Raw genomic sequence first — 25,143 nt, 5'->3', positions numbered from 1 at the left:
CCGCTTCCCATTACAAGTATATTTCACAAGTTCCGAAAGGAGGAATGCAATATGTCTGGGTCGATCCAGCGTGCTTCGGCGGACCGACAAACTTTGGGCCGTCCTTGCTCCGATTCCGAAGTTGATCAGTGGGCAGAGCGGATCAAATCCAATCCTTACCGCTCTTACCTCTATTCTTATCCGCACAAGATGGCGTACCGCGAGCTTTCTCCCGCCTTGCCTCTGGAAGAACTGTGGCGGCAGGAGCCGGCGGAATCGTATTTCCTATATATGCACATCCCGTTCTGCGGCGCCCGCTGCGGGTTCTGCAACCTGTTCACGCTGCCGGACAAACGCGATGACGTCCATATCCGGTACGTGGACGCGCTGGAGCGGCAAGCGCGCCAGTGGTCAAGCATCATCACCGGCAAGCCCTATGCCCGCTTCGCCATTGGCGGAGGCACACCGACGTTGTTGTCCGCAGAGCTGCTTAGCCGATTATTCTACATTGCCTATGACGTGATGGGAGTGGATAAAAACTCCGTCTCCATTTCGGTAGAAGCGTCGCCGGAGACGATTACGCCGGAGAAGCTGGATGTCCTGAAAGCCGCGGGCGTCGACCGTGTCAGCATGGGCATCCAGAGCTTTGTCGACGCGGAGGCGTCGGCCATCTACCGGCCTCAGCCGCCGCAGGTCGTGCATCAAGCGCTTGCGATGCTGACTTCGTACGATTTTCCCATTCTCAATCTGGACTTGATCTATGGGCTGCCCGGTCAGACGGTCGAAAGCTGGCTGTATTCGCTCGAGGAAGCTCTGCAATACGATCCGGAGGAAATTTTCCTGTATCCCTTGTACACTCGCGACCATACGATCGTAAAGCCGGAGCGGATCGAACGGGAGCCCGATATCCGTTTGGCTTGTTATACGGCTGCCAGGGACATGCTCTCGAAACGAGGTTACGCGCAATCCTCCATGAGGAGATTCGCCAAAGCTTCCGCAGCTTCCACGGTCGGCGGAGACAAGAAACTATTGGACTATAGCTGCCAGGAGGAAGGCATGGTCGGACTCGGCTGCGGGGCAAGATCCTACACGCGGGATGTCCACTACGCTTCCCGTTACGGGGTAAGCCGCAAAGCGACGGAGAGCATCATTGCCGACTATGTAGCCGCCGAACGGTACGATACGGCGGATTACGGCATTGTCCTGAGCAAGGAGGAGCAGCGGCGCCGTTTCGTGCTTAAGGCGATCCTGCATAGCGAAGGCTTGCGTCCTGCCGACTACGCTTCCCGCTTCGGCACGGATCTGTGGAGCGACCTGCCGGAGCTGTCGCTGCTGCCTAGGTCCGGACTCGCCTCCCTGGAGGACGGCTTGCTTCGTATGACTCCGGAAGGCTTCTCCTATTCCGACTCCATCGGCGACTGGCTCATCTCCGGAGAGATCCGCGAACGAATGGAAAGGTTCGTGGTATTATGAACGCCGTGCTTTATTACCGCGGCAGCCTCTCTTCTTGCAACTACGACTGTCCGTATTGCCCCTTCGGCAAAACGAAGGACAACGCCGAGACGCTGGCGAAGGATCGCAAGCAGCTGCGCGTCTTCGTAGATTGGGTACGTGAGCAAGGACAAGCCGGCCATCGGCTGTCCATCTTCTTCAACCCTTACGGGGAGGCGCTGATCCACCGCTGGTATCGCGAAGCCATGGTGGAGCTGTCCCATATGCCGCATGTGGCCAAAATCGCCATTCAAACCAATTTGTCCGCGCGGCTCGACTTCGCTCGCGAGCTAAACCCCGGCAAAGCCGCGTTTTGGGCGACCTATCATCCCGGCCAAGTAACGGAGGAACGTTTTTTGTCCCAATGCATGCAGGCCCGAGAGCATGGCGTTCCTTTCAGCGTAGGCAGCGTCGGACTTCGCAGCGCGATCCCCGCGATCGCCTCGCTCCGCGGCATGCTGCCGGAGTACGTCTATCTCTGGGTCAACGCCTACAAGGATCAGCCCGATTATTACGGGGACGAGGACATTGCCGCCTTGCAGGCGATCGATCCCTACTTCGGCATTAACGCGATGGATTACGAAAGCATGGGCAAGGAATGCCATGCGGGGAGCAGCGTGTTCTACGTGCAAGGCGCGGGTCTCGTCAAACGATGCTACAAGGACCGCGGATTGATCGGCAATCTCTACAGAGACGGCCTGGAAGGACTCTCCGCCAAGCGGGCATGCCGGATGAAGGTGTGCGATTGCTACATCGGCTATATTCATATGCCGCATCTGGAGCTGGCCGGCATCTATGGGGATGGACTGCTGGAGCGAAATCCCCGACGTGATGGCGGCAGGCTGGGCGGCCTGCCCGCAGGTGCGCAGGTGTCCGTTTCCGGAGGGAGGATATAAGGATGACCTATCTAAGTACGTTCGAGATGTCGGGGAAGATCGTCCCGGCGGCTCGTTCCGACAAGGAACTTCCAGACCAAGATAGCGGCTCGTGGAGCGACGGGAGCGAAAGCATCGGCACCACCCTTTGGTTCACCGGTTTGTCCGGCGCCGGGAAAAGCACGATCGCGTCCGGCGTCGCGGGGCAGCTTCGGGAACGGGGGCTTCGCGCGGAGTGGCTGGACGGCGACGAGCTTCGGCGCATATTCGGCCAGTCGCTGGGCTTCAGCCGCGAGGACAGGTTTCAGAACATCAGCCGTGCGGTCTACATCGCCGGTTTGTTGAACCGGCACGGCGTCAACGTCGTCGTTTCCATGATCACTCCCTATGCGGAGATGCGAGACTATGCGCGTTCGGAGCTTCCCCGTTTTGCGGAGATCTATGTGGATTGCCCGCTTGCCGTCTGCGAAGCCAGAGATGTGAAGGGACTATACGGGAAGGCCCGGCGCGGCGAGATTCAAGCGTTCACCGGCATCTCCGATCCGTACGAGGCGCCGGCGCAGCCCGACCTTGTCCTCCGTACAGCCGAAAACGATGCGGAAGACTGCGTCCGATTGGTGCTGGAGACGTTTTTTCCCTTACGCACGGGAGGTATGCCCGAGCGGTGAACGTGCTTGAACGCATTCCCCTTGGCGGAGAGGCATACTGGCTAACGGACACAAACGTCGCTATTTGGTCGATTTATCGGGTTTTGGGATTCTAACGGACCACACAGCCACTATTTGCCCGCTTTCGGCGATTTCTCGCTTCATTTTGGCCCATTAAGTTTCCTGTTGTCCGTTAGATTTTCAAAGTGTGTTCATCCGGCATTATAGCGATGCTGATGTCCGTTAGCCGCTCGTGCTCGTGCCCGTATACAAAAATCGACCTGCTCTATAGCCGATGCAGACTATAAGGCAGGTCGATTTGGTTATCGTCGACGCTAGGTTCCAGCTTTATTTCCCGTTTTATCCAGCAGCTCTTCCAACGCGTCAAGCCGATCGGACCAGAATTCCCTATAGTTCTCGATCCAGGAATCGACCTCTCGAAGCGGTTCGGGACGCAAGTAATAGATTCGCTTCTGCGCTTCCTGCCTGATCCCCACCAAAGCGGCATTTTTCAGGATGCCCAGATGTTTGGATACAGCCGGTTGACTGATGGCCAAATGGCCGACCAACTCGTTGACCGATCGCTCTCGTACGCGCAGCAGTTCGATCATCGTCCGTCGATTCGGCTCGGCGATGACCTCGAAAATGCTCAGCTTAGCGGCTCCCATGAAGCAGCCTGTCCCTATAGATTTCCCCCAGCTCTTTCTGTCTGTCCCAAGGGAACTCCCCGCTTTTGCCTTGCAGCACGAGATCGACTACGTCTAGATGTACATGCCAGCCCGACAAGAAATTCGATAGATCGTCCGTCTTGTAGAACACATGTTTTAGCGTCAACAACGTGCCCTGCCCGCTGCTTTGCAGCGCGAAGCTCAGCTCTGAATTGCCGGACGAATTTTCCTCCCACGTATAGGCCAGCAGAAAAGGAGGTTGATATGTCGTCACCCGCCCCGTCACGATGTCGCCATTTTCCCATTGGAGCTTCACATTCCCGCCTTCGGCGAGTTCCATCGTTGCTTCGGCCGTTAACCATTGCTTAATCATGGCAGGTTCCGTTACCGCCTTCCAAACGTCTTCCGTCGAATGCTTCAAATAACGCTCAAACACGATGACTTTCCCTCCGGGTACATCCGCGACCCGTCCTTCCATTATCATGCCTTATGCCTCCATCCCGGTAATTTGTATTTTTTGCTTTGTATTTCGTTTGCGATGTCTTTATATTACCACATAGTTATATAACCTTCAAATCATATTTATTTATCTCGCGAATGAACTTCGAATAAACAGGAAAAGAGCCGTCACGATCGTAACGGCTCTACCCTATCGTAACAGCTCTGCCTCTACCGGCTACTCTACTTCTCAACCCTGCAAATCGAATAACTCTTGCCCTCTTCGGCCTCAAAAGCAATGACGCCTTCCTCTATCTGTTCCCAATCCCGGCCTTCTGCCTTAACAGGCACGGAGGTCCGCACCTGGCAGCGGCCTGTTCGGGCGGCACGGATAACCGCGCGCGTAAGCTTACCGTCGCTCCATTCGAGGTCGAGCTCGTAGCCGCCGCGGGCGCGGATGCCGCCGATCCGTCCGGATGGCCATGCCTTCGGCAGCGCCGGCAGCAGATGCAGCTCGCCCGCATGGCTCTGTAAGAGGAGCTCGGCAATACCCGCGGAAGCCGCAAAATTAGCCTCGATGGTCAGCGGATAAAACGTGATTTTCGGATGCCGGTGCGCATTAAAGAGGTTAGGGAACGGGTTGCCGAGCAGCTTCGTCAAATAACCATGCGCCGTCTCCGCATCCTCCAGTCGCGCGTACAGGCTAATATTCCAAGAATAACACCATCCGATCGTATCCTCGCCTTCGTAGACCCGGCGCCGATCGAGGCTTGCGCGGGCAGCCTTGGCTAATTCCGGCGTGCCGCGCACCGTGATCAATTTACCCGGATGCAGCGGGTACAAATGGGCCGTATGGCGATGCCCGGGCTCGGCTTCCTCGAAGTCGCGGTACCATTCCTGCAATTGGCCATGCCGCCCGATTTGGAACGACAGAAGGCGCTCCAGCGCGTCCTGCAGCGTTACGCGGAAGTCCGCATCGGCATTTAGAATGCGGGCGGCCTCCGCGCAGTTCCCGAACAGCTCCCTCATCAGCGCGATATCCATCGTAGAGCTCATGCTGACCGCCGAACGTTGCCCGTCCGGCGCGATAAAGGTGTTCTCCGGCGACGTCGACGGAACGGATACGAGATTGCCTTGACCGTCCTCGACGAGATAGTCGAGGCAGAACAACGCCGCTTCCTTCATGATGGGATAAGCCGTGTCGCGAAGAAACTCCTCATCGCAACCGTAGGCATAATGCTCCCACAAATGCTGGCACAGCCACACGCCGCCCATCGGCCAGAACGCCCAGCTCGCGGAGCCTTGCGACGGGCTCGTATTCCGCCACAAGTCGACGTTATGATGAGAGGCCCAGCCCCTGCATCCGTAGTAGGCCTCGGCCATCCGCGCTCCCGCGACCCGCAGATCGCCGAGCAGATCGAACAGCGGTTCGTGAAATTCCGCGAGATTGCATACCTCGGCCGGCCAATAGTTCATCTGCGTATTAATGTTGACGGTATAGTTGCAAGACCAGGGCGGCTTCGTCATGTTGTTCCAGATGCCCTGCAGCGTCGTCGCCTGCGTGCCGGGACGCGACGAGCTGATCATCAGATAGCGTCCGAACTGGAAAAACAGTTCGGCAAGCCGTTCGTCGGTTTGGCCGCCGCTCACCGCCTCAATACGCTCGTCCGTCGGGATGCCGTCCCGATCCGGCGCGTCAAGCTCCAGCGTCACGCGATCGAAATATGACGAGAAATCCGCGATATGACGATTCCGCAGCTCGGCATAACCCGCGCTTTCAGCTTTTTGCAGCCATTGATCGCAGCGAGGTCGCGGATCCAGACCGTCCAGAACAGGGTCGCGGTCGAAGCCGTTAAAGCTGGTGGCCGCGGTCAGCAGCAACGTTAACGCATCCGCCCGCTTTACTTCCAGCCTTCCGCCATGCGCCTCGACAACTCCGCCCTCGGGTATGGCCTTAAGATGAATCTGGAACCGGATGCCTTTATCCTCTTCGTAAACGACCGTATCCTCCGAACGTTCTTGCTCGTGATCCAGAAGGCTCGGTGCCGCTCCCGACAGGATAAGGCGGTCCACTCCCGATTTCTCGACGCGATATTGGAGTCTGCTCGTGAGCGCCGCCTCCAAACCGATGGCTCCCGGACGGTCGGCTTCCAGCCGCACGACCATGACCTGATCCACCGCCGATACGAAAACCTCCCTCGTTATCCGCGCGTCGCCCGACATATATTCCGTCCGGCATAACCCGGTACGAAGATCAAGCTCGCGCCGATACTCTTTTGCCAAGGAGGGATGGCTCATGGACAGCTCGAGATCGCCCATAGCCTGGAAAGCATTTCCTGCAGGTCCCAGCATATGCTCCTCTATAACCGATTGAGCCTCACTATACCGCTCCTCGAATATAAGCCTGCGGCTCTCCTCCAAATAACGCAGAGGTTCCTCCCGCTCCGCCCCGCGTTTGGTGCCGGACCACAGCGTCTCTTCGTTGAGCGCGATCGTCTCGCGCTTGACGCCGCCATGGACCATGCCGCCCAAACGTCCGTTTCCGACCGGCAGCGCCTCCACCCATTCGTCGGCCGGCTGCCGGTACCACAGCTTCATGGAATTGCCGCCTGTATTGTCTCTCACGGGTTCAGCCCCTTGCATTGATGTGTTTGATGAACCAATCCCGCCTTATGCATCCGCAACTGACAAAATCCGGACATCCAGCGCGGCCAGCGGGAGCTTTCCGTTGTGCGGCGTACCTGTTAACAAATCGACATAGAGGTCCGTTCCCAATTCGACTTCCGTTGCCGCATCGTTGTGATTAAGCAAAAACAAGAAGGTTCTTCCGTCTTTAACCCGGACGGACGCTTCTACGCCGGGCGGCGTATCCAGCAAAGGCCTAATGCCGCGAGTTTCGCATACATGCGAGATTAATCCGTCCAGCATGGACGGCTCCGGCGAAGTCGCGACATACCAGGCTTCGCCCGACCCGAAGCTGTTGCGCGTAAGCGCAGGGCATCCCCGATAGAAGTTTCGTTCGAATACGGCCATCGTCTCGGCTCCTTCGGCATGCACGACATCGCAAAGCACGCCGCAATTATAGGAGCCTTCCAGTTCGCCAAGCCTTGCGGTCATAACGACGCGGTTGCGCTGATGAGCCATCGGCACATCGATCTCCTCCACCCATACGCCCAGAAGCTTCCGAAGCTCTCCGGGATAACCTCCCGTCGTAACCAGGTCGGTTTCGTTGACAATGCCGCTAAAGGTTGTCATGACCAGCGTGCCGCCCTGCGCCACGAATTGCTCCAAACGTTCGGCATAACCGGGATGAATTAAATAGAGCACAGGCGCCACGACGATATCGTAAGCGGTCAAATCCGCCTCCACGCCTACCATGGCTACCGGTATATTGCGGCCGTAGAAGGCAGCGTAATACTTTTCGATTTCTTGGACGTAACGCAAATCCACGGTAAGCCCGCTGGAGTGCTCCAGCGCCCACCAGTTGTCCCAATCGAACACAATGGCCGCGCGGGCTTCGGAACGCGCCCCAAGCAGCGTATCGCCCAGCTGTCCCAGTTCGCTCCCGATGTCGGCGCATTCCCGAAACACGCGGGTATTCTCGTGTCCGGCATGATCGATCAAGGCTCCATGGAATTTCTCGAATGCCCCGCGCGAGCGCCGCAGCTGGAAATACATAATGGCGTCCGCGCCGCGAGCGACGGCATGATAACTCCATAAACGGTTGACGCCGGGCTGCTTAAGCGAATTGCGGGGGCGCCAGTTCAGTTGCGACGGGCACGATTCCATCAACAGGAACGGATCTCCCCCTTTTAAGCCGCGCATCAAATCATAGCGCATCGCCATCTGGCCCGGGGTCATGTCATCGGCGGGATACATGTCAAGCGCTATGATATCCAGTTCCTTCGCCCACTTGAAATAATCAAGAGGCTTGTACGTGCCGTTGCCTTGGAAATTCGTCGTCACGACCGCATCCGGAATTACGGATTTAATAGCATCCCGCTCCAGCTTGTAGCAGGCCAGGATGGCATCCGAATTAAATCGGTCATAATCGAGCGAGATGCCTTGGAACGCCGTCTCGTCCGAATTTGTTGGACTCAGGTGCTCGCTGAGTCCGCTCGGCAGCACGATCTCGTTCCAGTCGTAGAAGGTATGGCCCCAGAATCTCGTATACCAGGCCCGGTTCAACTCCTCGAGCGTGCCATAACGGTCCCGCAGCCATACGCGAAAGGCTTTCTCGCAATTGTCGCAGTAACAGCGCAATCCGTATTCGTTATTAACATGCCACAGCAACAAGGCGGGATGATCCTTGTAACGCTCCGCCAGCTTACTCGCCATCCGCTCCGAATAAAGCCGATAGGTCGGACTGTTCGGGCAGGAATTATGCCGGCGGCCGAACTTGCGACGGCGGCCGTCATGCTCGACGAGCAGCACATCGGGGTAACGCGTCGCCATCCATGCGGGATGAGCCGCCGTCGATGTGCCCAGGCACACCTTGATCCCGTTCGCATGGAGCTTATCCATCATCTCGTCCAGCCAATCGAAGCGGTAGGTGTTCTCATCCGGCTGATTAAGCGCCCAAGAGAACACGTTGAGCGTCGCGATGTCAACGCCCGCGAGCCGGAACAGCCGCATGTCCTCGTCCCGGATTTCATTTGGCCACTGCTCGGGATTGTAGTCTCCGCCATACAATATTTTGGACAGCCTCTCCGTAAACATTAGCGGACCGTCCTTTCCGCTTCCAATAGCCTCTTGATCGCCAACACGCTGCGGCGCGGACTGGATAACACGGGTTTGCCGACGCGATCCGCCAGCTGCGCCTCCATACGCGCCATGGAGCCTTGCGCAAGCACCAGCGCATCGGCCTGTTCCGCGACCTTGACGGCTGTCTCCATCAGAATGCGGTCATGCTCATCGGGCCGTCCGCAGACAAGAGCGTCATAGGCGCCGGCTGCAAGACCGTCGATCAATTGCACGGGCTTGCCGCGCTGCTCGGCTTGCTGCCGCAAAAGCCGCATTGTCGGCTGAAGCGTAGTGGGAAGCGTCGCCACAACGCCGATCGTACGATAAGACTCAACCGCTTCTTCGGCCATGCTTTCATCGATTTTTACAAGCGGTATGTCGAAGAACGGGCGCGCGTCGCTGGCCACTTCGCCTACAGAAGAGCAAGTATTGAGAATAATGGAAGCGCCAAGATCGGCTCCATGCTGATAATATTGCATAAGACGCCGTTTCACGCCTGGCGTGACTTCTCCCTCTCGCACAACCTCGGCAATCAAGCTGTCATCGATAATATTGACAAGACGCACGCCGGGCAGCAGCTCATCGAATTGTTTTTTGAGCGGCTCCGCCAGCCCTTGGCCCGTATATACCGCGACTACTGTATCCATTTTCCGGTTCCTCCTTATAGAAAGCGCTGTCTTTCTTTCCATTGTAGTCCCGGAGCAGCCGCATTACAGCGTTCAATCTTAAGGACTTTGCTTTGAATCGCGGACTATCGCGGAATTAACGACTCTCCGTCAGTCCCGGTGCGGCGAAACCTTTTTCGGCATCATCAAGCACCAATACCCAGTCGTTGCCCGGAGCTCTTCCGCCCGGAGGAACGAACTCATGGATTCCCTCGTTGGCCACCTCGCCCAGAAATTCGCTTTCGCCTGATCGCGGATTGTACCACCAGGCAGCCGCCCGCAAACCGGAGAACTGCCCCAGCTGCAAGGTAAAGGGCCGCCCCGAGTAGATATAGGCCATCATATGGCTGCTGCCCAGATTAACGAATAACCGGTCATACCGGTAGCCCGGATCGCCGCAGATGGCCGTCTCATTAGGCATCCGCTCTTCGAACGGCCTGGAGAGAATGAGCTTCTTGAGATGGACCATCTGCGCCGCGCCGTCATCATCAAGCGCATCGTTCCAGCTTCGCGTGCAGTCGTATGCTCCGACGCCCCGCTCCTCCGTATGGAACTGCATGACCGCATTGTGTCCATAGGTATGACCAAATGCGCCGGCAAAAACGGACCAATACGCATAACGTCTCACATCGTCCGCCATCCATCTCGGAGCGTCCGGGAAATGCAAGCCGTGCGGAATATCCTCGTAGGACGGTTCGCCGTCAATCGTGGGTTTCGCCGGCATGATGGCCCAATCCGCCTGCACGAAACGCCAATTGTCTTCGCCGATCAACGTGTCGGGGTTGCTCTCCTCCATCTGAGCATAGCTGCGGTGCCCCGATTGAAACATATTGAAGTCGAGCCACTCCTCGTCGTGGAACCACCTCGAAGAGTCCGTTCTGCCGTAAGGATGGAACGTCATCAGGTGATCCGGAGCAGCTTCCCTAATCGCGCTCCCCATCCGAAGCCATACTTCCGTATTGTCGCTGCCTCGAATATCTCCCCCGTTTAGCCAAATTACATTCGGACGGTTCTTATAGCGGTTGCCAAGCCATGTCCCGTAACGTTCAGCCGTCTCGGCATCGGTGGAATAATGCTCCACTACGCTGCCCCACACGGGGACAAGCGCAACATACAGCCCTTCGCGCTCCGCCATGCCGATCACTTCGTCGGCAAAGGACCAGTAGCTGACATACGTTTCCGACTCCTCCGCATCGGGCTGGTCCAGGTCCAGCTCCCGAAACGGCACTCTCCCGTAAGCATTTTCGGTAACCAGATCATGCACAAGCATAATCTGGATGACGTTAAAACCCTTTGTTCTCCGATCGCTAAAATAGGCTAGCGCCTGTTCTCTCGTCGTTCGCTTTAACAGCAGCCATGCCGTATCCCCCAGCCAAAAAAACGGGGTGCCGTCGGCATGCCGCAAATATCGACCGTTGTCCGTGACCGTCAGTTTCCCATTATTCCATGGCATTTTATTGAGCAAGGTTAGTCCTCCCGTATTCGGTTTGCGAGTTATTTGCGAGATGATAGAGTTTCGTTCATTTTATAGTGCTGCCGGTATTCGCTCGGCGTAACGCCGCAATACTTTTTGAAAACGCTGAAAAAGTGCCGGACGCTCTCGTACCCCACTTGCTCCGATATGCGATGCAAGGAATCCTCCGAATCGCCAAGCATCAGCGTCTTGGCCTTTTTAATCCGAAATAGATGCAAATAATGAATCAGCGTCAGTCCCGTCTCCTTGCGAAAGAGCGAGCTGATGTAATTGGGATGCAAATATACATGCTCGGCAATATGATCGAGCGAAATGTTTTCCTTATAATGCGACTCGATATGCCGGATAATTTTTTTGACGTTTCTGGACATCTGATCGTAATCGACGCCGGGAACGTTGTGATCCTGATCGGCTTGGCTTGGCGAACCGGCCTCGTCTTCGGCAGCCAGCAGTTCAAGCGATAAATTGCTCATGACGTCATAAAGCTCCGCTTTGTTAATGGGCTTCAGCAAATAATCGATCACCTTGCAGCGTATCGCCTGGTGCAGATAGGCTGGGTCATCGTATCCCGTCAGAATGATGAAGCGGTTGCATAACCCTCGCTCGCGAGCTTTTCGAATCAGCTCCAGACCATTCATTTCCGGCATCTGAATATCCGTAATCAGCAAATCAGGACGGTAGTTCTCCAGCTTCTCAAGGGCATCGAACCCATCATTCGCGCTAACGATCTCGGAGCATGGCGTTTGCCCTTTCTCAATGATATTAATCAGCCCCTTCAGCATAAAGGGCTCGTCATCTACGATCATCAGATTAAGCATGTTCTATCCCTCCCGGATCTCCTATCCATCCAATCATATCATTTCACTGAAAATTCTATCAATCGCTTCTATTAAGTGACGGCATATAAGCGGACGGGACCGTAGAGGCCGCCAGCCGCAAACGCCTTCTCCCAATGCTCCGGCATGGAATCAGGCTGCCAGTAGGAAACCTTCGGATTAACGGAGCCTCCAACGTTGCTAGAAGGACGGCCGATTTCGTAATGGGTGCCCAACGTGTTCGTTACCCGAATACGTATATGGTATTCTCCGCGTCCGGCATCCAGCTTGAATCGGTAAGGTCCCCATGCGCGCACGCCAAGCGGGTTGCCGTTAAGCCATACTTCGGCCGTGCCCCGGACATGCCCCAGCTCAAGGATCGCGCCATTCTCTTGCTGCCAATCAACCGTAGTCTCGTATTCGACGACGCCGCTGTGATGGGGCAAGCCCAGCGCCGTCCGCCAATCGCCGAGCTCTCCCCGAATCGGCGCCACATCGAATCTGATCGGAGCAAGCAGCACATCGGCTTCCGTGCTTGTATCGGTAGGAACAATGCGAAGCGCGGCCATCGTTCCGGCAAGCTGCGGCTCGAACAGGGCGATGTCGCCTTGCAGCGGCACCCGCCTTCCCGCTATCCAGCATTGGCATTCGCCCGCGCAAGCAATGCGGAGCTCCCTGGCTCCGGCCGGGAGCGGAAAACGAAACCAGATCGGCCTCCCGGGCTGAGCCGCGTCGCGGACAAAAGGCAGCGGACGGGACGCCGGCTCCGCATCCGGCATCAGCCAGCCGACATTCGGCAGCGGATGCGCGCGGCCGGGAAGCCACATCGTCTCCGTCTCGGCAAACTGCAGAACCGCTTCATGGAGAATTTCGGAGTGCTGACCTTGTTCATTTAACCACGAAGGGCCTGTGCAGAACATATGCCGGGTTCCGTCCGCCCGCTCGATGACGCCGTCCACCATGGCCACGCCTTCGCCCTCCGGCATGACAAGCTCAATCACATTGTCGCCGTCACGCCAATAGGGCGTTAGATCGAGCTCTTCTTGCCCTTGCCGGATATACGGATTAAAATCGCCGTGCTCGCTTACTGGTTGGCCGTTGACATAAAGCGCCACTCGTTCCTTGGCGCAAAAGATGACGCGCACCCGGCTGATGCCAGCGTTATCCGACTCGGTTATCGTATACGATAACCGGGTTTTCGAATGCGGACTGGGCGAATAAATCCATTTGGGCAGCGGCTCTTGCTCTTCCAAGCATAGGGTAACTCCTGCCCTGACGTATCCTTCGGCCAACGCCTCCGCGCACAGCGACAGCGAATTGGCTCCGGCTTTCAGCTTCACGGTCGACGTTTGCTCTTCAGGCCCGCCTTCCCATTTAATTTCTTCGCCGTTCGCCCAAAGTGCGATTGCCGCGTTGCTCTCCGTACGGACCCAATACGTACCGTCCTCCGGAGCAACCACATGGGTTCGCGCCCATATCTTATCCCCGGCTTTCGCCATTCCCAAATTCAAAAATTTGCGCGGAATCCGTCCCATTCTGCCCGCCCATGTCCGGAACGATAAGTCTCCCGTCGTATTGCTATAGACGACCGGCCATACGGCGCCTTCCCGAAAGCGTTCGTCGCTTGATGCTTCCCAATAAGCTGCCTCGCTCCACAAACGTTTCATCCAACCCGAATCATCCAGTTCGCTCCTATGCCAGCCCGCGGCTTCGCCGTCCGCGTCGCTTTCTTCGCGCGCGACGAGCAATTCGCGTCGCTCGATCGGCGCCAAAGCCGACCTGCCGCCATGCAAATCGAAATCGCCGTAACGGTTATCCAGCGTAGGCACGACCGCTACCTGCCAGTCTTCGAGCTCTGCCGCCGGCTTCTGACTCGCGCCTAGCGCGGGAACTTCGGCTGGCTGAGACGGATTATCCAACTCGCGCGAGGAATTGGCGGGTACTTCTCCCGCCTCCGTTTGATCCCATCGGCATACGACAAATGCCGCCGGCCAACTGTCGAACGAAACTTCGAGCTCGATCCAATCGCCGTCTCTGTCGTATAAAAGCTCGGAAACTCGCCCGGTCACCGGATCCCATAGCTGCGGATATCCTGCCGTACGGAGGCGATAACGGGCACTCCTCGGAGGCGTCGCACGTTCACCCGAAGGCTCGTGCATCGGCAGCAGTTCTCCCGCTTCCGGCAGCAGCAAGAACAGGTCAGCGTCCTCTACCCTCCGCATCAACGGCATATCCGGTCCTTTGGCACGCCCCGGCAACCTGGCTTCCAGAAGCTCTATCGCTTCGCCGGCAGAGTCGACGTATACGGCGCCTTCCAATACCGGATCGTCATCCACGCATTGCACGGCAATCACCAAACCGCCGGCTGCCGTCCATTTCTCTACCTTGGCGCGGGCAGCATCATCCATAATGGCGGTGCCGCACAAGAGCAGCGCCGAAAACGTCTCTTCTCCGATTCGCAGCTTGCCGCCGGACAACTCCGCCCTCTCCAACGCCGAATCGTCCGTCACGTCAAAGTCGATGCATGCGGTACGAAGCGCGCCCGGTTTGTTGCGCTCCTTGCGATTCCAGCGCCCCGTCAACGTCCGATACACGTCTTCGATATGACGGAGCCGCTCATTAGGCATTTTGTTGGCAACGACCATGGGATGCTCAAGCGGGCCTCCGTCGGACAGCGACATCCAGCCGCATGCCGCATGCGAAGGATAATGGACAGCGACGTCTGCGATATGCGTGCCTTGCGTCAACAGCCAGCACGCGCGGCTCACCGTATCGGCAAACACGCCGTAATGCTCATAATACGGCTGCCGCCATCCCGTGTCGGGAGGCGCCCACTCCCACCAGCCCCCGCGCGTACTGTAGTAGACGGAGTGGGGACTGTACAGCGTTACGCCGGCTTGCAGCCAAGGCACCAGCCAGTGCATCGTCTCTTCCAGCGTCCCGCCCCAGCCGCTCGTATGGAACGACTCCAGAAACACGCGTTTGCCCCCGTGCAAATGAACCATCGAAGCATGCGGCTTAATCTCTCCGTCCATGTCGCAGCCGGCTGCATTATACCAGCGATGCGTCCGCATATAGTCCAGGTAAAGCCGCTGCGCCCCATGCAAATCGACTCGGCGCGCGGGCCCGGCCTGATCGCAGCATTGGAGCATATGATGGCGCTGATGCCACTTGTATTGCAGCTTGAACACCGACTCCTCCGCCAGTTCCGCAGCCAGCTCGTACACGCGCCTGCGAACAAGCTCCGCTCCTTCGACATCCTCGAACAAGGCAGGCAAAGCGGCAATTAGATCCTCGTCATAACGGTCGGCATACAGCTCGGGAAGCCCTTTCGTCCATAGCGGCATCGAAGGCAGCTCATCCTGGAAGCTGCCGCCGATCGTCCGGCCCAAATCATGAGGGAAACGCCGTTCGAACTCGCCGTAAATCCGGTCATACAACTGCTCTGTCGCTCGCTTGTCAAGCCAGTTAAATCCCTGGCGAACCGTTAAGTAGCGGTAACCCCCGATTTCCGTCAGAAGCTCGGCTCCCTCCGGCAGCCCCTCACCGCAAGCTATTCTACGAAGCTGGTAACCGGCCAATTCCGGTTGTTCCGCCACAAAATGCGCCGGCAGGTTTGTTCCCGAGAAGCCGATCTGGTCGTAGAAAAAAAGGCGCATCCCCAGCTTCTCGGCTTCGCGCAAAGCCACCTCGAACATGGACCACCAGCGTTCGCTGAAATAGGGCGGATCGTCGGCTACGCTACCGTATTGAGGTCCCGTCGGCGCAATATTGAGGATGCCGATATTGCGCAAGCCGCCGGCGCGAAATTTTTGCAGTTGCCAGCGCACGCGTTCCGCCGTTATCTCTTCCCCGCTCCACCACCAGAACGGCAAGGGACCGAAGTCCGGATCCGGAGAAGCGAAACCCTCTTGCAGTTTTTTGACATTCATGTGAGGTTCCTCCCGAAATTCCAGCATGATGACTGAAGTGGCCGAAATGCTGGAGCATTCCGGCCACTATGTCGTTCATCCGCTTTGGTTAGAAGTTTTGCTGATATTCTTTATACTTCGCAGTAGCCCATTCTTCCAGCTTCGCCAATCCAAGGCTTTCGGCCTTCTCGAGCAACGCTTCGTATGCCGCTTTGGCCTCTTCCTCGGAATTGGCCATATAAATTTTCACTTCTTCGGTCGTAACCATGTTCATGATTTGAGCTTCGATCGTCTGCTCTTCCGTATCCGGCTCCGTAGAGACCAGCCCCAGCGCCGGGTTGAACTCAAGCGCTTCCCTTGCGGCCAGACCCCATTGCGTCGCTTGAGTATCCGGGCTGTAGCGCTGCAGCGCTTCGTTAACGCCGCTGCTTCCGATCAGCCCCCACCAAACGACGCCGTTTTGTTTTTGAATATCCGTGTTATTGTAGTCATAATTCATGACGGGATATTTTTCGGCTTCGTTCCACTCCCAATCTTCGCCCTCAATACCGTAAAGTCCGAGCTTTTGACCTTCTTCGCTGTACATGTACTGCAGGAATTTAATTGCGGCTTCCGGATTTTTGTTGTTTTTCGTAATGTACATGCCCGCCCAGCCGGATCCGCCCATCGGAATCCCCGCTTTGTCGCTAAGCAGCTTCGTTACTTGCTTCATTTTAAACGGTTTTCCAAGCTCCTCTAATTGAGGGTTGCTTGTTTCGGCTACGCCGCTGCCGTGGGCGAAGGCTTGGCCGTTTAATACGTATTGATCGTCTTGCTGCGCATCCTTAAATGTAAAGTTCTCGGCGATCATGTAGCCTTCGCGATACAGACGGTTCATGTACAAGTAGTAGTCCAGATAGTTCTCGTCTTTCAGGTAGTAACGAGCTGCGCCGTCGATGTCGACAAACCCTTTGCTTTTCTTGAGACCGAAGTTGATGCGCAAATGCTGGCCGATTTGATCTTTATCCCATACGAGCGGGACCATATCCGGGTACTTTTCTTTGACCGAAGCAAGAATGGCCAGGAGATCGTCCAGGTTGTCCAGCTTCGGATTGCCCAGCTCGGTCATAATATCTTCGCGCAGCGTCATGCCGTTTGCGCCTGGTATAGCCTTCGGATTATCCTTCCATTCTTGCTCGGTGGAGAATGCGTTGCGAACGGTATAGAAATTGCCGTCCGGCATCGTATTAACGCCGATACGTTCTTGACTGATTTCGAAATCCGGCGCATATTTATTAATCAGCTCGCCGAACGGATAAGAAACTTCGGGGTCCGCCATACGCGTCAGATCGGTAGCCGTATAAACCAAATCGGGCAAATCTCCCGATGCGATCAACAGCGGAAGCTGCTTATCGTCGGCAGCAACCTGGATGTTGAGCTTGACGCCGGTTTTCTTTGTAATCTCTTCCGGCACCTTGCCGCTCCAATCCTTCAGCGGCCACCAAGACATATTGACGAACAGGTCCAGCTCCACGATTTCTTGTTCAGCGCCTTCGCCGCCGCTTCCGTTGTCCACCTTTTCGTTACCCGTGTTGACCGGCTTGTTTCCATTGCTGCCGCTATTGCCGCCGGAGCAGGCAGTCAGCATCAACGTCATTGCAAGCGCTATCAAGCTCGTCGATTTAAAAAACTTGCTCATTGATATTGCCTCCTTTTTTATCTCTGCATCGAATTTATGTGAAATCGGAATAAACCTTTTGTAAGCGGTCGATTCCGTTCTCAACCCATGTCATGCGAGCTCAGCCCAATTGCCTGCCTACCCTTTAACCGAACCGATCATAATGCCTTGCACGAAATACTTTTGCAGGAAAGGATAGACGATTAGAATCGGTATAACCGCGATAACCATTGCCGTTACCTGGATCGAGAAGGTCGTCACGCCGGTTATCGCCGCAGCCCGCTCCGCGGAAGCCAGGTCGGACGGAATCATGCCTTGGTTGATGACTTCCATCATACGATAAGTTAACGTTCTTAACGAATCCTTGTTGACGAAGTAGGCCGAGTCCATCCAGGAGTTCCACTGACCTACGCCTATAAACAAGCCCATTGCCGCAATCAGCGGCTTGGAGACCGGCAATATCATTCTAAAGAAGATGGTCAGATCCGATGCTCCGTCTATGCGTGCCGACTCCTCCATCTCCGCAGGTATTTCCCGGAAAAACGAAACCGCGATAATGAGGAAAAAGATCGTCACGGCGCCTGGAACGATGTAGACCCAGAACGTATTCAGCAAACCCAGGCTGCGCAGCACTACGTAATAGGGGATAAGTCCGCCCGACGTGTACATGGCCACGATAAAAAACGAAAAATAAAATTTCTGAAACACCAGATTGCGATACGCCAAACCATATGCCGTCAGACAGGTAAACAATATCGTGACTGCCGCTCCGATAACCGTCCTAAGCGCCGAGACGCCAAAGGACATAATCCACTTCGGGTCGCTTAAAAACTTCGTGTAATTGTTAAACGTAAAGTCCCTCGGCCAAAAATAAATGCCGCCCAGCGAAGTGTCGAGCCCGTTATTAAACGAAATAATGATCAAATAGTAGAAGGGATACATCGTAACCAGCGAGATGATAACCAGCAAACTGATATTCACCGTATCCACGACGCGGTCTTCGACGGTTCTGCGATGCATATTAAACTCCTCTCCGCCTTCAGAACAAGCTGTTTTTGGTTATTTTTTTGGACAAAAAGTTGCTGCCGAATACGAGAATGATTGCAATAATCGACTGCATCAAATCTATTGCGGTCGCGTAAGCGTATCGTCCTTGAGCCAAGCCCATCTTAAACGCGTACGTCTGCAAAATCTCGGAGCGTTCGTTATTCATCGCATTGCCGAGCAAATACGATTGTTCGAAGTTGGAGCCGACAAGACCGCCGCCGAGGAGGCTTCCGACTGCCAGTATAAGCACGACCACGATCGTCCCGCGTATGCCCGGCAGCGTGATATGCCAGATGCGGCGAAGCCTGCCTGCTCCATCCATCTCGGCCGCATCATACAGCGACGGATTGAGGCCGCTGATCGCCGCGAGGAAGATGATCGCCCACCAGCCCGCTTCCTTCCACATGGCCGTCGTGACGGCCAGTCCCCAGAAGTAATTCGGACTGGACAGAAACGGGAGCGGCTTGTCGATCAAACCTAATCCCTTCAAGAAATCGTTGACAATCCCGGAGTTCGACGACAAGAAGATAACGAGCAGCCCGGAAACAACAATCCATGAGATAAAGTGCGGAAAGTAGCTGACTGTCTGTGCGAACCGTTTGAAAAAATGAACCCTTACTTCGTTGAACATGATGGCCAACAAGATTGGCATCGGAAAGGTAAAAAACAATTTCAAAAGACTGATTGCCAGCGTATTGGTTACAATGAGCTTAAAATTGTAAGCGCCGACAAATTCTTTGAAATATTTGAGCCCTACCCAATCGCTCGTAAAAATCCCTTTAATGCCGCTTGAGATGGAATAGTCCTTGAATGCCATCAATACGCCGAACATCGGCAAGTAATTGAAGACGAAGACGATCAGCATCCCCGTTAACACGAATACATGAGCATATTTCTGTTTCACGATTTCACGCCAGATGTTTCGTTTTACTGCCGGGAGCTGCCGCGTCCGCTGAGCTGTCTCCATTTTCGTTAGCTGCTCCAACCTATCCTCACTCCTCCCTTTTCCCCCGATTCAAGCTGCTGATTGGAGAATATGACTAAATTGTATAGTCGAATGATTACGATGAATAGTGTTCAAAACTTAAAATACAGCGATCATTTTTAAGATATTTGTAAGCGTAATCATTCTCGCAATTGAGAAGTGATTATTTTTAAGAGGAATGCTTAATAATGAGGATTAAAACGTTTTCATAGATTGCGGAACCCCATTACGGCCACAACCGAAGGGGGTGTCCGAGAAGTGAACTTTCAAGGTAGCCCCGTCAAAAGCGGCTTCATACACAATCCACCAAACACGCCGGCACCTGGCCTTATGTGTATGATAATTCATACACAATCCACCAGAAAGGCCGGCTTCTGGGCTAACGTGTATGAAAATTCATACACAATCTACCAAACAGGCCGGCACCTGCCCAAACGTGTATGAGAATTCATACACAATTCACCAAACAGGCTGGCACCTGGCCTAACGTGTATGAGAATTCATACACAATTCACCAGATAAGCCGGCTCCTGGCCTAACGTGTATGAAAATTCATACACAATCCACCAAACAAGACAACACCTGGCAAATGGCTATCCAAAAAATCAGTGAAAACGGAATGCTGGACGCCCCGTTTGGGTTGAATGTTAAGTGGCAGGCATCCGCCTCGCCACTTTCCCGAAAAAGCAGGTACACAAAAAGTTGGACGGAAGACATTTTCCGCCCAACTTTTTATTTTTGAGACTTATTGGACAGCCCCTTATCTTAACATTAATGAGCCTGACAGCGTTAATTGCCCGCCGTTACTTCTTGCGCGGAAAACGTATAGCTTCCGGACCCCGTCTCGTATATCGCGTGCCCCGCCTCATCCCTCAGCTTCTTGACGCCTTCCGGCAATGCCGGTTCTTCCCCATGACCGCAGATGTTCCAAGGGGCATAGACGATTCCCTTCGAATTGGGCGGAATCGTGACGCGGAGAGACGGTTGATTGGTCTCGTCCTTCTCCCAGCGCACGCTGGCATATCCCGGGCGCAGCCGTTGCCAGGCTTCCGCCCACTTCATATCCTCCGGCATATAAGGTTTGATCCAGATGGTGTAACGTTCGGTTGCCGTATCATAACGGTAATCCATGCCGGCCAAACCTTGATACAGCCACTCCTCCAGATGTCCCAGCATAAAGTGGTTCTGCGACTTGCCGACCACAGGTCCGTCCCATGCCTCGGTAAGCGTCGTTGCGCCATGTTTGATTTGAAAACCGTAACCCGGCTTATCCGTTACTTGGGACATCCGGTAGATGACATCCGATCTGCCGGCCCTGCCAAGCGCAAGCAGCACATAACGGTAGCCCACATCGCCGGCCGTCGTCTGGTAGCCGCGTTCGGCAATTTGCCGCGCGAGCTTCTCGGTCAGCAAAACGCGATGCCGCTCCGGGGCAATCCCGATCGCTATCGGCATGGCAAGCGCGGTATCGCTGCCCGTTGCGTAGCTGGCCGTCTCCTCGTCCCAATATTCCCGTTGAAACGCAGATTGGATGGACGCGGCCAATTGCCCATACTCCTGAACATCCCCCTGCTCATTCAGCATGGCGGCCATTTTCTGCATAACGACGGACAGACCGTAGTAGATCGCCGTCTCCGCCAATGGAACAGGCGTATTTTGCGAAAATCCAGGCCCTGCCGGACCGATGTCATACCAATCGCCAAGTCCCCCGGTTAGGATGTACCCTTCCGACTTTCCGGTCAGATAAGCGATATAACGTTTCATGCCGGCATAGTGCTTCTCGATAAGACCGATATTGCCATACCGCTGCAGCACTTCCCAGGCGGTCAGAATATAAGTTCCGCCCCAAGCGGTCGCATCGCGGAACAGGCTTAGCGAATCGTCGAACACGACATACTCCGGAGCGGTCGTCGGCACCAGGCCGTTAGGCAATTGGGCATCGGCAATATCCTGCAGCACCTTCTTCAGCATCGCTTCCACGTCGTAGTTGTACATAATCGACGGCCCCATCAAATGAACCTGCTCCAGCCATCCCAGCTTCTCCCGATGCGGGCAGTCGGTAAATACGCTTTTGGTGTTGCTGAGAATTGCCCATTGGATGATGTCATGAATCTCGTTAAGCAACGGATCGGAGCATTGAAAGCCTCCTGCGGATTCCAGCTCGGGATACAGCATTTCTCCCGTGATGGCATGCAGCACCGGCAGGGATGATGGGGATGAATCGGCGAAAGCTTGAGGCACCGCTCCTTCAATCATCACGTAACGGAAGCCGGTATAAGAAAACCTGGGACGCCATTCCTCCACGCCATTGCCGCTTAACGTATAACAAAACTCGCTCGGGGCTCCCGTCCACTTCTGGTTGACCAAGCCCTCCTCCGTCAGCAGCTCCGCGCAAGTCATTACGACTTTCGATCCCGCTGCGCCGCTCACCTTTAGTTTCGGCCAACCCGAGAAATTCCGGCCCATATCCGCCACGTAAATGCCGGGCTTGGGATTGCTTATACGCTTGGGCTCGAGGATGCGCATCACTTTAACAGGCGGAGCCGCTCCCGCCGCAAGCTTGCCGGCAGGCCCCGTAATCTCCAGGGCCGGGCTCAACGAAGCGGCACTCTCGTCTTCTCTGCTCGCATCGTACTCCTCGCCGCCATATATACATGTAAAGATTAGCGGACTTTCCCCGGCTTGCCAGCCGCCGTCCGTCCGAATCGTCTCGCTTGTACCGTCGTCATACTCGATGACGATATCCGCCAGACAAGTGGGAGTGCCATAAGAGTCCTTAAACTTCGTATACTTGCCGCCAGGCACATGGTAGAAGCCGTTCCCCAGCTCGATGGTTATCGTATTTCCTCCCGTTTCCAGCATGGACGTGATGTCATAAGTCGCATACAGAACGGTTTGGTCGTAGTCCGTCCAACCGGGATCCAGCTCTCGATCTCCTGCCTTGCGGCCGTTTAACCGAAGCTCGTAGTGGCCGAGCCCGATAATGTATATCCTCGCGCGCGCAACCTTCCGGGCGACATCGAAGTCACGACGAAAGCGGAACGCTCCCTTCGATTCGGCTGTCGCATCCGGATGCGTAATCCACCTGCCCTGCCAGCTGCCCAGCTGTCCCGTCTCCCACCAGGCTGTCGGGCTTGTATAACGCGTCCCTTGCTCGTCTTCTATCGTCACTCTCCAGTAATAACGCTGCCTGGGCTGCAGAGGACTGCCGTCAAAGCTAATCGCCGTATGAGCGCCTCCGCTGACGAAGCCGCTGTCCCAGACATCGGCAGCTCCGCTCTGCAGTCTATCGAAGCTTGAAGCCACCTCGATTCGGTAAGCCCTCTGCCGGAAGCTCGGCGGCAATTGCTCCAGAAAGGACCAGCCCAGCCGGGGATGCCGCTCGTCCAGGCCTAACGGATTGGGCATCCCCTCCGTACGCAAAGCGCCGACCGCGATTGGCGCGGATGTCGCCACCGCGATCGTTCGGAATTCAGGGAAAACGTTGCATGTCGCATCGCCGTCCATAGGCCGCCTGCTAGCGGTGTAAAAATGGTACAATACCCCGTTATGCGTAATAATCGACGGTTTATGGGCGAATACGGAATCGATCTCGTTCCCTTCTCCGACCGTGATTATGGGTTCTGCGTGCTTGCGCCAGTCCAGCAGATTATCCGACAATGCCAGCCCTTCCTGGGCGGCCTTAAAATCAAAGCCGAAATAAAACATCGCCCAGCGCGATCCGTCCCGCAGCACGCAGGGATCGCTGGCGAAGCCGCTGTCCCAGGCATCCGCCGTGACCTTGACGACGGGATTGCCGTCATGGCGCGTCCAATGCACGAGATCTTTGGAGGTCGCGAGGCCGATCTGCTCGGTCCAGCGGCCCTCATCTTTGTCCTTGGCGTTGTAGAACAAATAAAACATGCCTTCGTGCTCCACCAGACATTCCTTGTATAATCCGCCTCTCTCCCATTCTCCTCCGTCCTCCGGCACAAGAATGGGCTCCTTCAGACGGTGCCAGTTCATCAGGCTTTCGTCTTCGGTCCAGGCAAGCCCGATCTTGGCCGAACCCGCCTCGTAGCCGTCGCCGGGATAGGAGTGATAGGCCAGCCAATACTTTCCGTCCCACTTTTTCAGATGGCCAGGACCATGCATATCGTTGTCCCTAAGAATCCAGGTGCCCGCGATATTGCGCGAATCCCAGGCATCCCCTTCCTCCTCCCGGGTCAAAATGGTCGACAGATGCTCCCAATGAAGCAGATCGTCGCTTGCGGCCAGCGCCGTCTGATAGCCCGTTCCGTCGAAACCGACGTACATCATGTAGAAACGGTCAAGATGCCTGAATACGAAAGGGCAGTCTACCGCCCGGCTGTCGAAGGCTCCGTCCGTTCCGGAGCCGACGAGCACGGGCTTCTTCCATTTGTGCGGGGTCAAACAAGCTGCTATGTTCATCATCAACGACCTGCCTTTCCGAATTTGTCCATAGCCCTCCGCACGACGGGATGCCGATTCGCGCATTGCTCCAGCGTAACGCCGTCCACGGCCGCTTCCCATGCCAGCTTCATGCTCTCGAAGCCGGCGGCCGCGCCGTCCGGATGAGCCAGCATGCCGCCTCCGGCCAAATGCATGACGTCTGCCGTTTTTGCGGCGTTATAGGTTGCGTGCGCCGTACCTGCCCATTGGCCCGAGGAAACGACCGGCATCGCCTTATAGCCGCCAAACAGCGGCTCCGTGCAAGCCTTGACGGACGCCGTGACGGATTCGTTGCTTTCGTAGAACTTCCCGTCAAGACCGTTGACGTGCAGATGATCCGCGCCCGCGAGACGGCAAAGCTTTTGGTAAGCCGTAAATGACAGGCCAAGATGGGGCGAGCGAGTCATCATTCCCCACTGGTTGCGATGACCATGGATGGGCACCTCGCTGTAGCCGTTTAGATGCGCAAGCCCGGGGAGCCCCACGCTCAATATGCTGACCATCACGCAATTGCCCCCCGCGCCGACGACAAGGTCGTGATTGCGGCGAAGCTCATCCCAATCGCCTGTAATATTGAAGGCATACATCAGCTTTTTGCCCGTCGCGTCCGCCGCGCGTTCGATCGCGGCGGTCACGGCCGCAACCTTCTGATCCAGCGGAGCATAAGGCGGATTGGCGTTCAGTTCGTCGTCCTTAATGAAGTCCAGCCCCGCCCTGGCAAGCTTCTCGACCATGACCGCCAGTTCCTCGGTAGATAAACCGATGCTGGGCTTTACGATGGTGCCGAGAAGGGGACGATCGTACACTTGAAGCAGCCGGCGCGTCCCTTCAATGCCGAATTTAGGCCCTGCGTAACGCTGGGCGAACGCCTCCGGCAATTGAAGATCGAGCAGCCGCAATCCCGATATTTGCTGCAGTTCGTATAAGTTGCCGGCGATCGCCGACATGAGGTTCGGGATCGACGGGCCGAAATTATGAAGCGGGAAGGAGATGACGACGCGGCCGCGATGATAACGACCGTCGTGACCAGCGGGCGCAACCGTCCCCGGCAAGCTGGGAGCGTCATGGTCCTCCAGCCGTTCGATCCCCTCGACGACGGCCCCGTGCTCCCTCTTCAAAGCATCGCTCTCTCCCGGCACCTTGGTGAAGGTGCCCGTCGACTGTTCGCCCGCAATGATCTCTGCGGCCTGCTCCAGCGGGTACGGCGTTTCAACCCAATAAGTAGCGGCAACGCGTTGTGAATCCATACGGCTACACTCCCTTCGTGCTCAATGCCGATGCGCTGCTGTTTCCGCG

16 protein-coding genes are annotated in these 25,143 nt (G+C 55.9%); 3 read left to right on the top strand and 13 right to left on the bottom strand.

Translation table 11 applies throughout. The features are described from left to right. The first annotated feature begins 51 nt into the window (after positions 1 to 51). Genes B1748_RS22290 through cysC form a run of 3 tightly spaced genes read left to right on the top strand, consistent with a single transcriptional unit; the run spans position 52 to position 3,013 of the window. A complete protein-coding gene (locus tag B1748_RS22290) occupies positions 52 to 1,452 on the top strand; it encodes an STM4012 family radical SAM protein (RefSeq protein ID WP_087570156.1) in 1,401 nt (466 codons plus the stop codon). Beyond that, positions 1,449 to 2,366 carry an STM4011 family radical SAM protein gene (locus B1748_RS22285; RefSeq protein ID WP_179215741.1) on the top strand — a complete coding sequence of 306 codons (918 nt, stop codon included), beginning with the start codon at positions 1,449 to 1,451 and terminating at the stop codon, positions 2,364 to 2,366. Before B1748_RS22290 ends, B1748_RS22285 begins: the two co-directional genes overlap by 4 nt. Before the next feature lie 2 nt (positions 2,367 to 2,368). Continuing rightward, positions 2,369 to 3,013 carry an adenylyl-sulfate kinase gene (gene cysC, locus B1748_RS22280; protein ID WP_256975867.1) on the top strand — a complete coding sequence of 215 codons (645 nt, stop codon included), beginning with the start codon at positions 2,369 to 2,371 and terminating at the stop codon, positions 3,011 to 3,013. 314 nt (positions 3,014 to 3,327) lie between these two features. Here cysC and B1748_RS22275 read toward each other — a convergent pair whose 3' ends face one another. The 13 genes from B1748_RS22275 to B1748_RS22215 form a co-directional block, all read right to left on the bottom strand. Next, positions 3,328 to 3,660 (bottom strand): ArsR/SmtB family transcription factor, encoded by a 333-nt coding sequence (locus tag B1748_RS22275; protein ID WP_087570155.1) that lies wholly within the window; start codon positions 3,658 to 3,660, stop codon positions 3,328 to 3,330. Next, a complete protein-coding gene (locus tag B1748_RS22270) occupies positions 3,647 to 4,144 on the bottom strand; it encodes an SRPBCC family protein (protein WP_087570154.1) in 498 nt (165 codons plus the stop codon). The genes B1748_RS22275 and B1748_RS22270 overlap by 14 nt, the downstream gene beginning before the upstream one ends. Before the next feature lie 197 nt (positions 4,145 to 4,341). Beyond that, a complete protein-coding gene (locus B1748_RS22265) occupies positions 4,342 to 6,723 on the bottom strand; it encodes a glycoside hydrolase family 95 protein (protein ID WP_256975866.1) in 2,382 nt (793 codons plus the stop codon). A 45-nt stretch (positions 6,724 to 6,768) separates the two neighbouring features. After that, on the bottom strand, positions 6,769 to 8,817 hold the full coding sequence (locus tag B1748_RS22260; RefSeq protein WP_087570153.1) for a beta-galactosidase: 2,049 nt from the start codon (positions 8,815 to 8,817) through the stop codon (positions 6,769 to 6,771). Continuing rightward, a complete protein-coding gene (locus B1748_RS22255) occupies positions 8,817 to 9,488 on the bottom strand; it encodes an aspartate/glutamate racemase family protein (protein WP_087570152.1) in 672 nt (223 codons plus the stop codon). Before B1748_RS22255 ends, B1748_RS22260 begins: the two co-directional genes overlap by 1 nt. Positions 9,489 to 9,603: 115 nt before the next feature. After that, positions 9,604 to 10,971: a glycoside hydrolase family 140 protein gene (locus tag B1748_RS22250; protein WP_218781652.1), complete on the bottom strand. Its 1,368-nt coding sequence runs from the start codon at positions 10,969 to 10,971 to the stop codon at positions 9,604 to 9,606. A 29-nt stretch (positions 10,972 to 11,000) separates the two neighbouring features. After that, complete coding sequence (locus B1748_RS22245) at positions 11,001 to 11,798, bottom strand: response regulator transcription factor (RefSeq protein ID WP_087570151.1); 798 nt, start codon at positions 11,796 to 11,798, stop codon at positions 11,001 to 11,003. 71 nt (positions 11,799 to 11,869) lie between these two features. Then, positions 11,870 to 15,727 carry a carbohydrate-binding protein gene (locus B1748_RS22240; protein WP_087570150.1) on the bottom strand — a complete coding sequence of 1,286 codons (3,858 nt, stop codon included), beginning with the start codon at positions 15,725 to 15,727 and terminating at the stop codon, positions 11,870 to 11,872. Between the two features lie 88 nt (positions 15,728 to 15,815). Next, the gene (locus B1748_RS22235; RefSeq protein ID WP_087570149.1) at positions 15,816 to 17,384 is read right to left on the bottom strand and encodes an extracellular solute-binding protein; all 1,569 of its coding nucleotides are present in this window, start codon (positions 17,382 to 17,384) and stop codon (positions 15,816 to 15,818) included. A gap of 117 nt (positions 17,385 to 17,501) precedes the next feature. Beyond that, a complete protein-coding gene (locus B1748_RS22230) occupies positions 17,502 to 18,383 on the bottom strand; it encodes a carbohydrate ABC transporter permease (RefSeq protein WP_087570148.1) in 882 nt (293 codons plus the stop codon). A gap of 19 nt (positions 18,384 to 18,402) precedes the next feature. Continuing rightward, a complete protein-coding gene (locus B1748_RS22225) occupies positions 18,403 to 19,395 on the bottom strand; it encodes an ABC transporter permease (RefSeq protein ID WP_306299338.1) in 993 nt (330 codons plus the stop codon). A 789-nt stretch (positions 19,396 to 20,184) separates the two neighbouring features. Further along, the gene (locus B1748_RS22220; protein ID WP_256975865.1) at positions 20,185 to 23,829 is read right to left on the bottom strand and encodes a family 78 glycoside hydrolase catalytic domain; all 3,645 of its coding nucleotides are present in this window, start codon (positions 23,827 to 23,829) and stop codon (positions 20,185 to 20,187) included. Beyond that, positions 23,829 to 25,094, bottom strand: coding sequence for a ribulose-bisphosphate carboxylase large subunit family protein (locus tag B1748_RS22215; protein ID WP_087570147.1), 1,266 nt, complete (start codon positions 25,092 to 25,094; stop codon positions 23,829 to 23,831). Before B1748_RS22215 ends, B1748_RS22220 begins: the two co-directional genes overlap by 1 nt. Positions 25,095 to 25,143 lie beyond the last annotated feature (49 nt).

The sequence above is a fragment of the Paenibacillus sp. MY03 genome, assembly GCF_002165585.1.
Classification (GTDB): Bacteria; Bacillota; Bacilli; order Paenibacillales; family Paenibacillaceae; genus Pristimantibacillus; species Pristimantibacillus agaridevorans.
The sequence above is the reverse complement of the archived record's forward strand: the minus strand, read 5'-3'. Positions and strand labels throughout refer to the sequence as shown.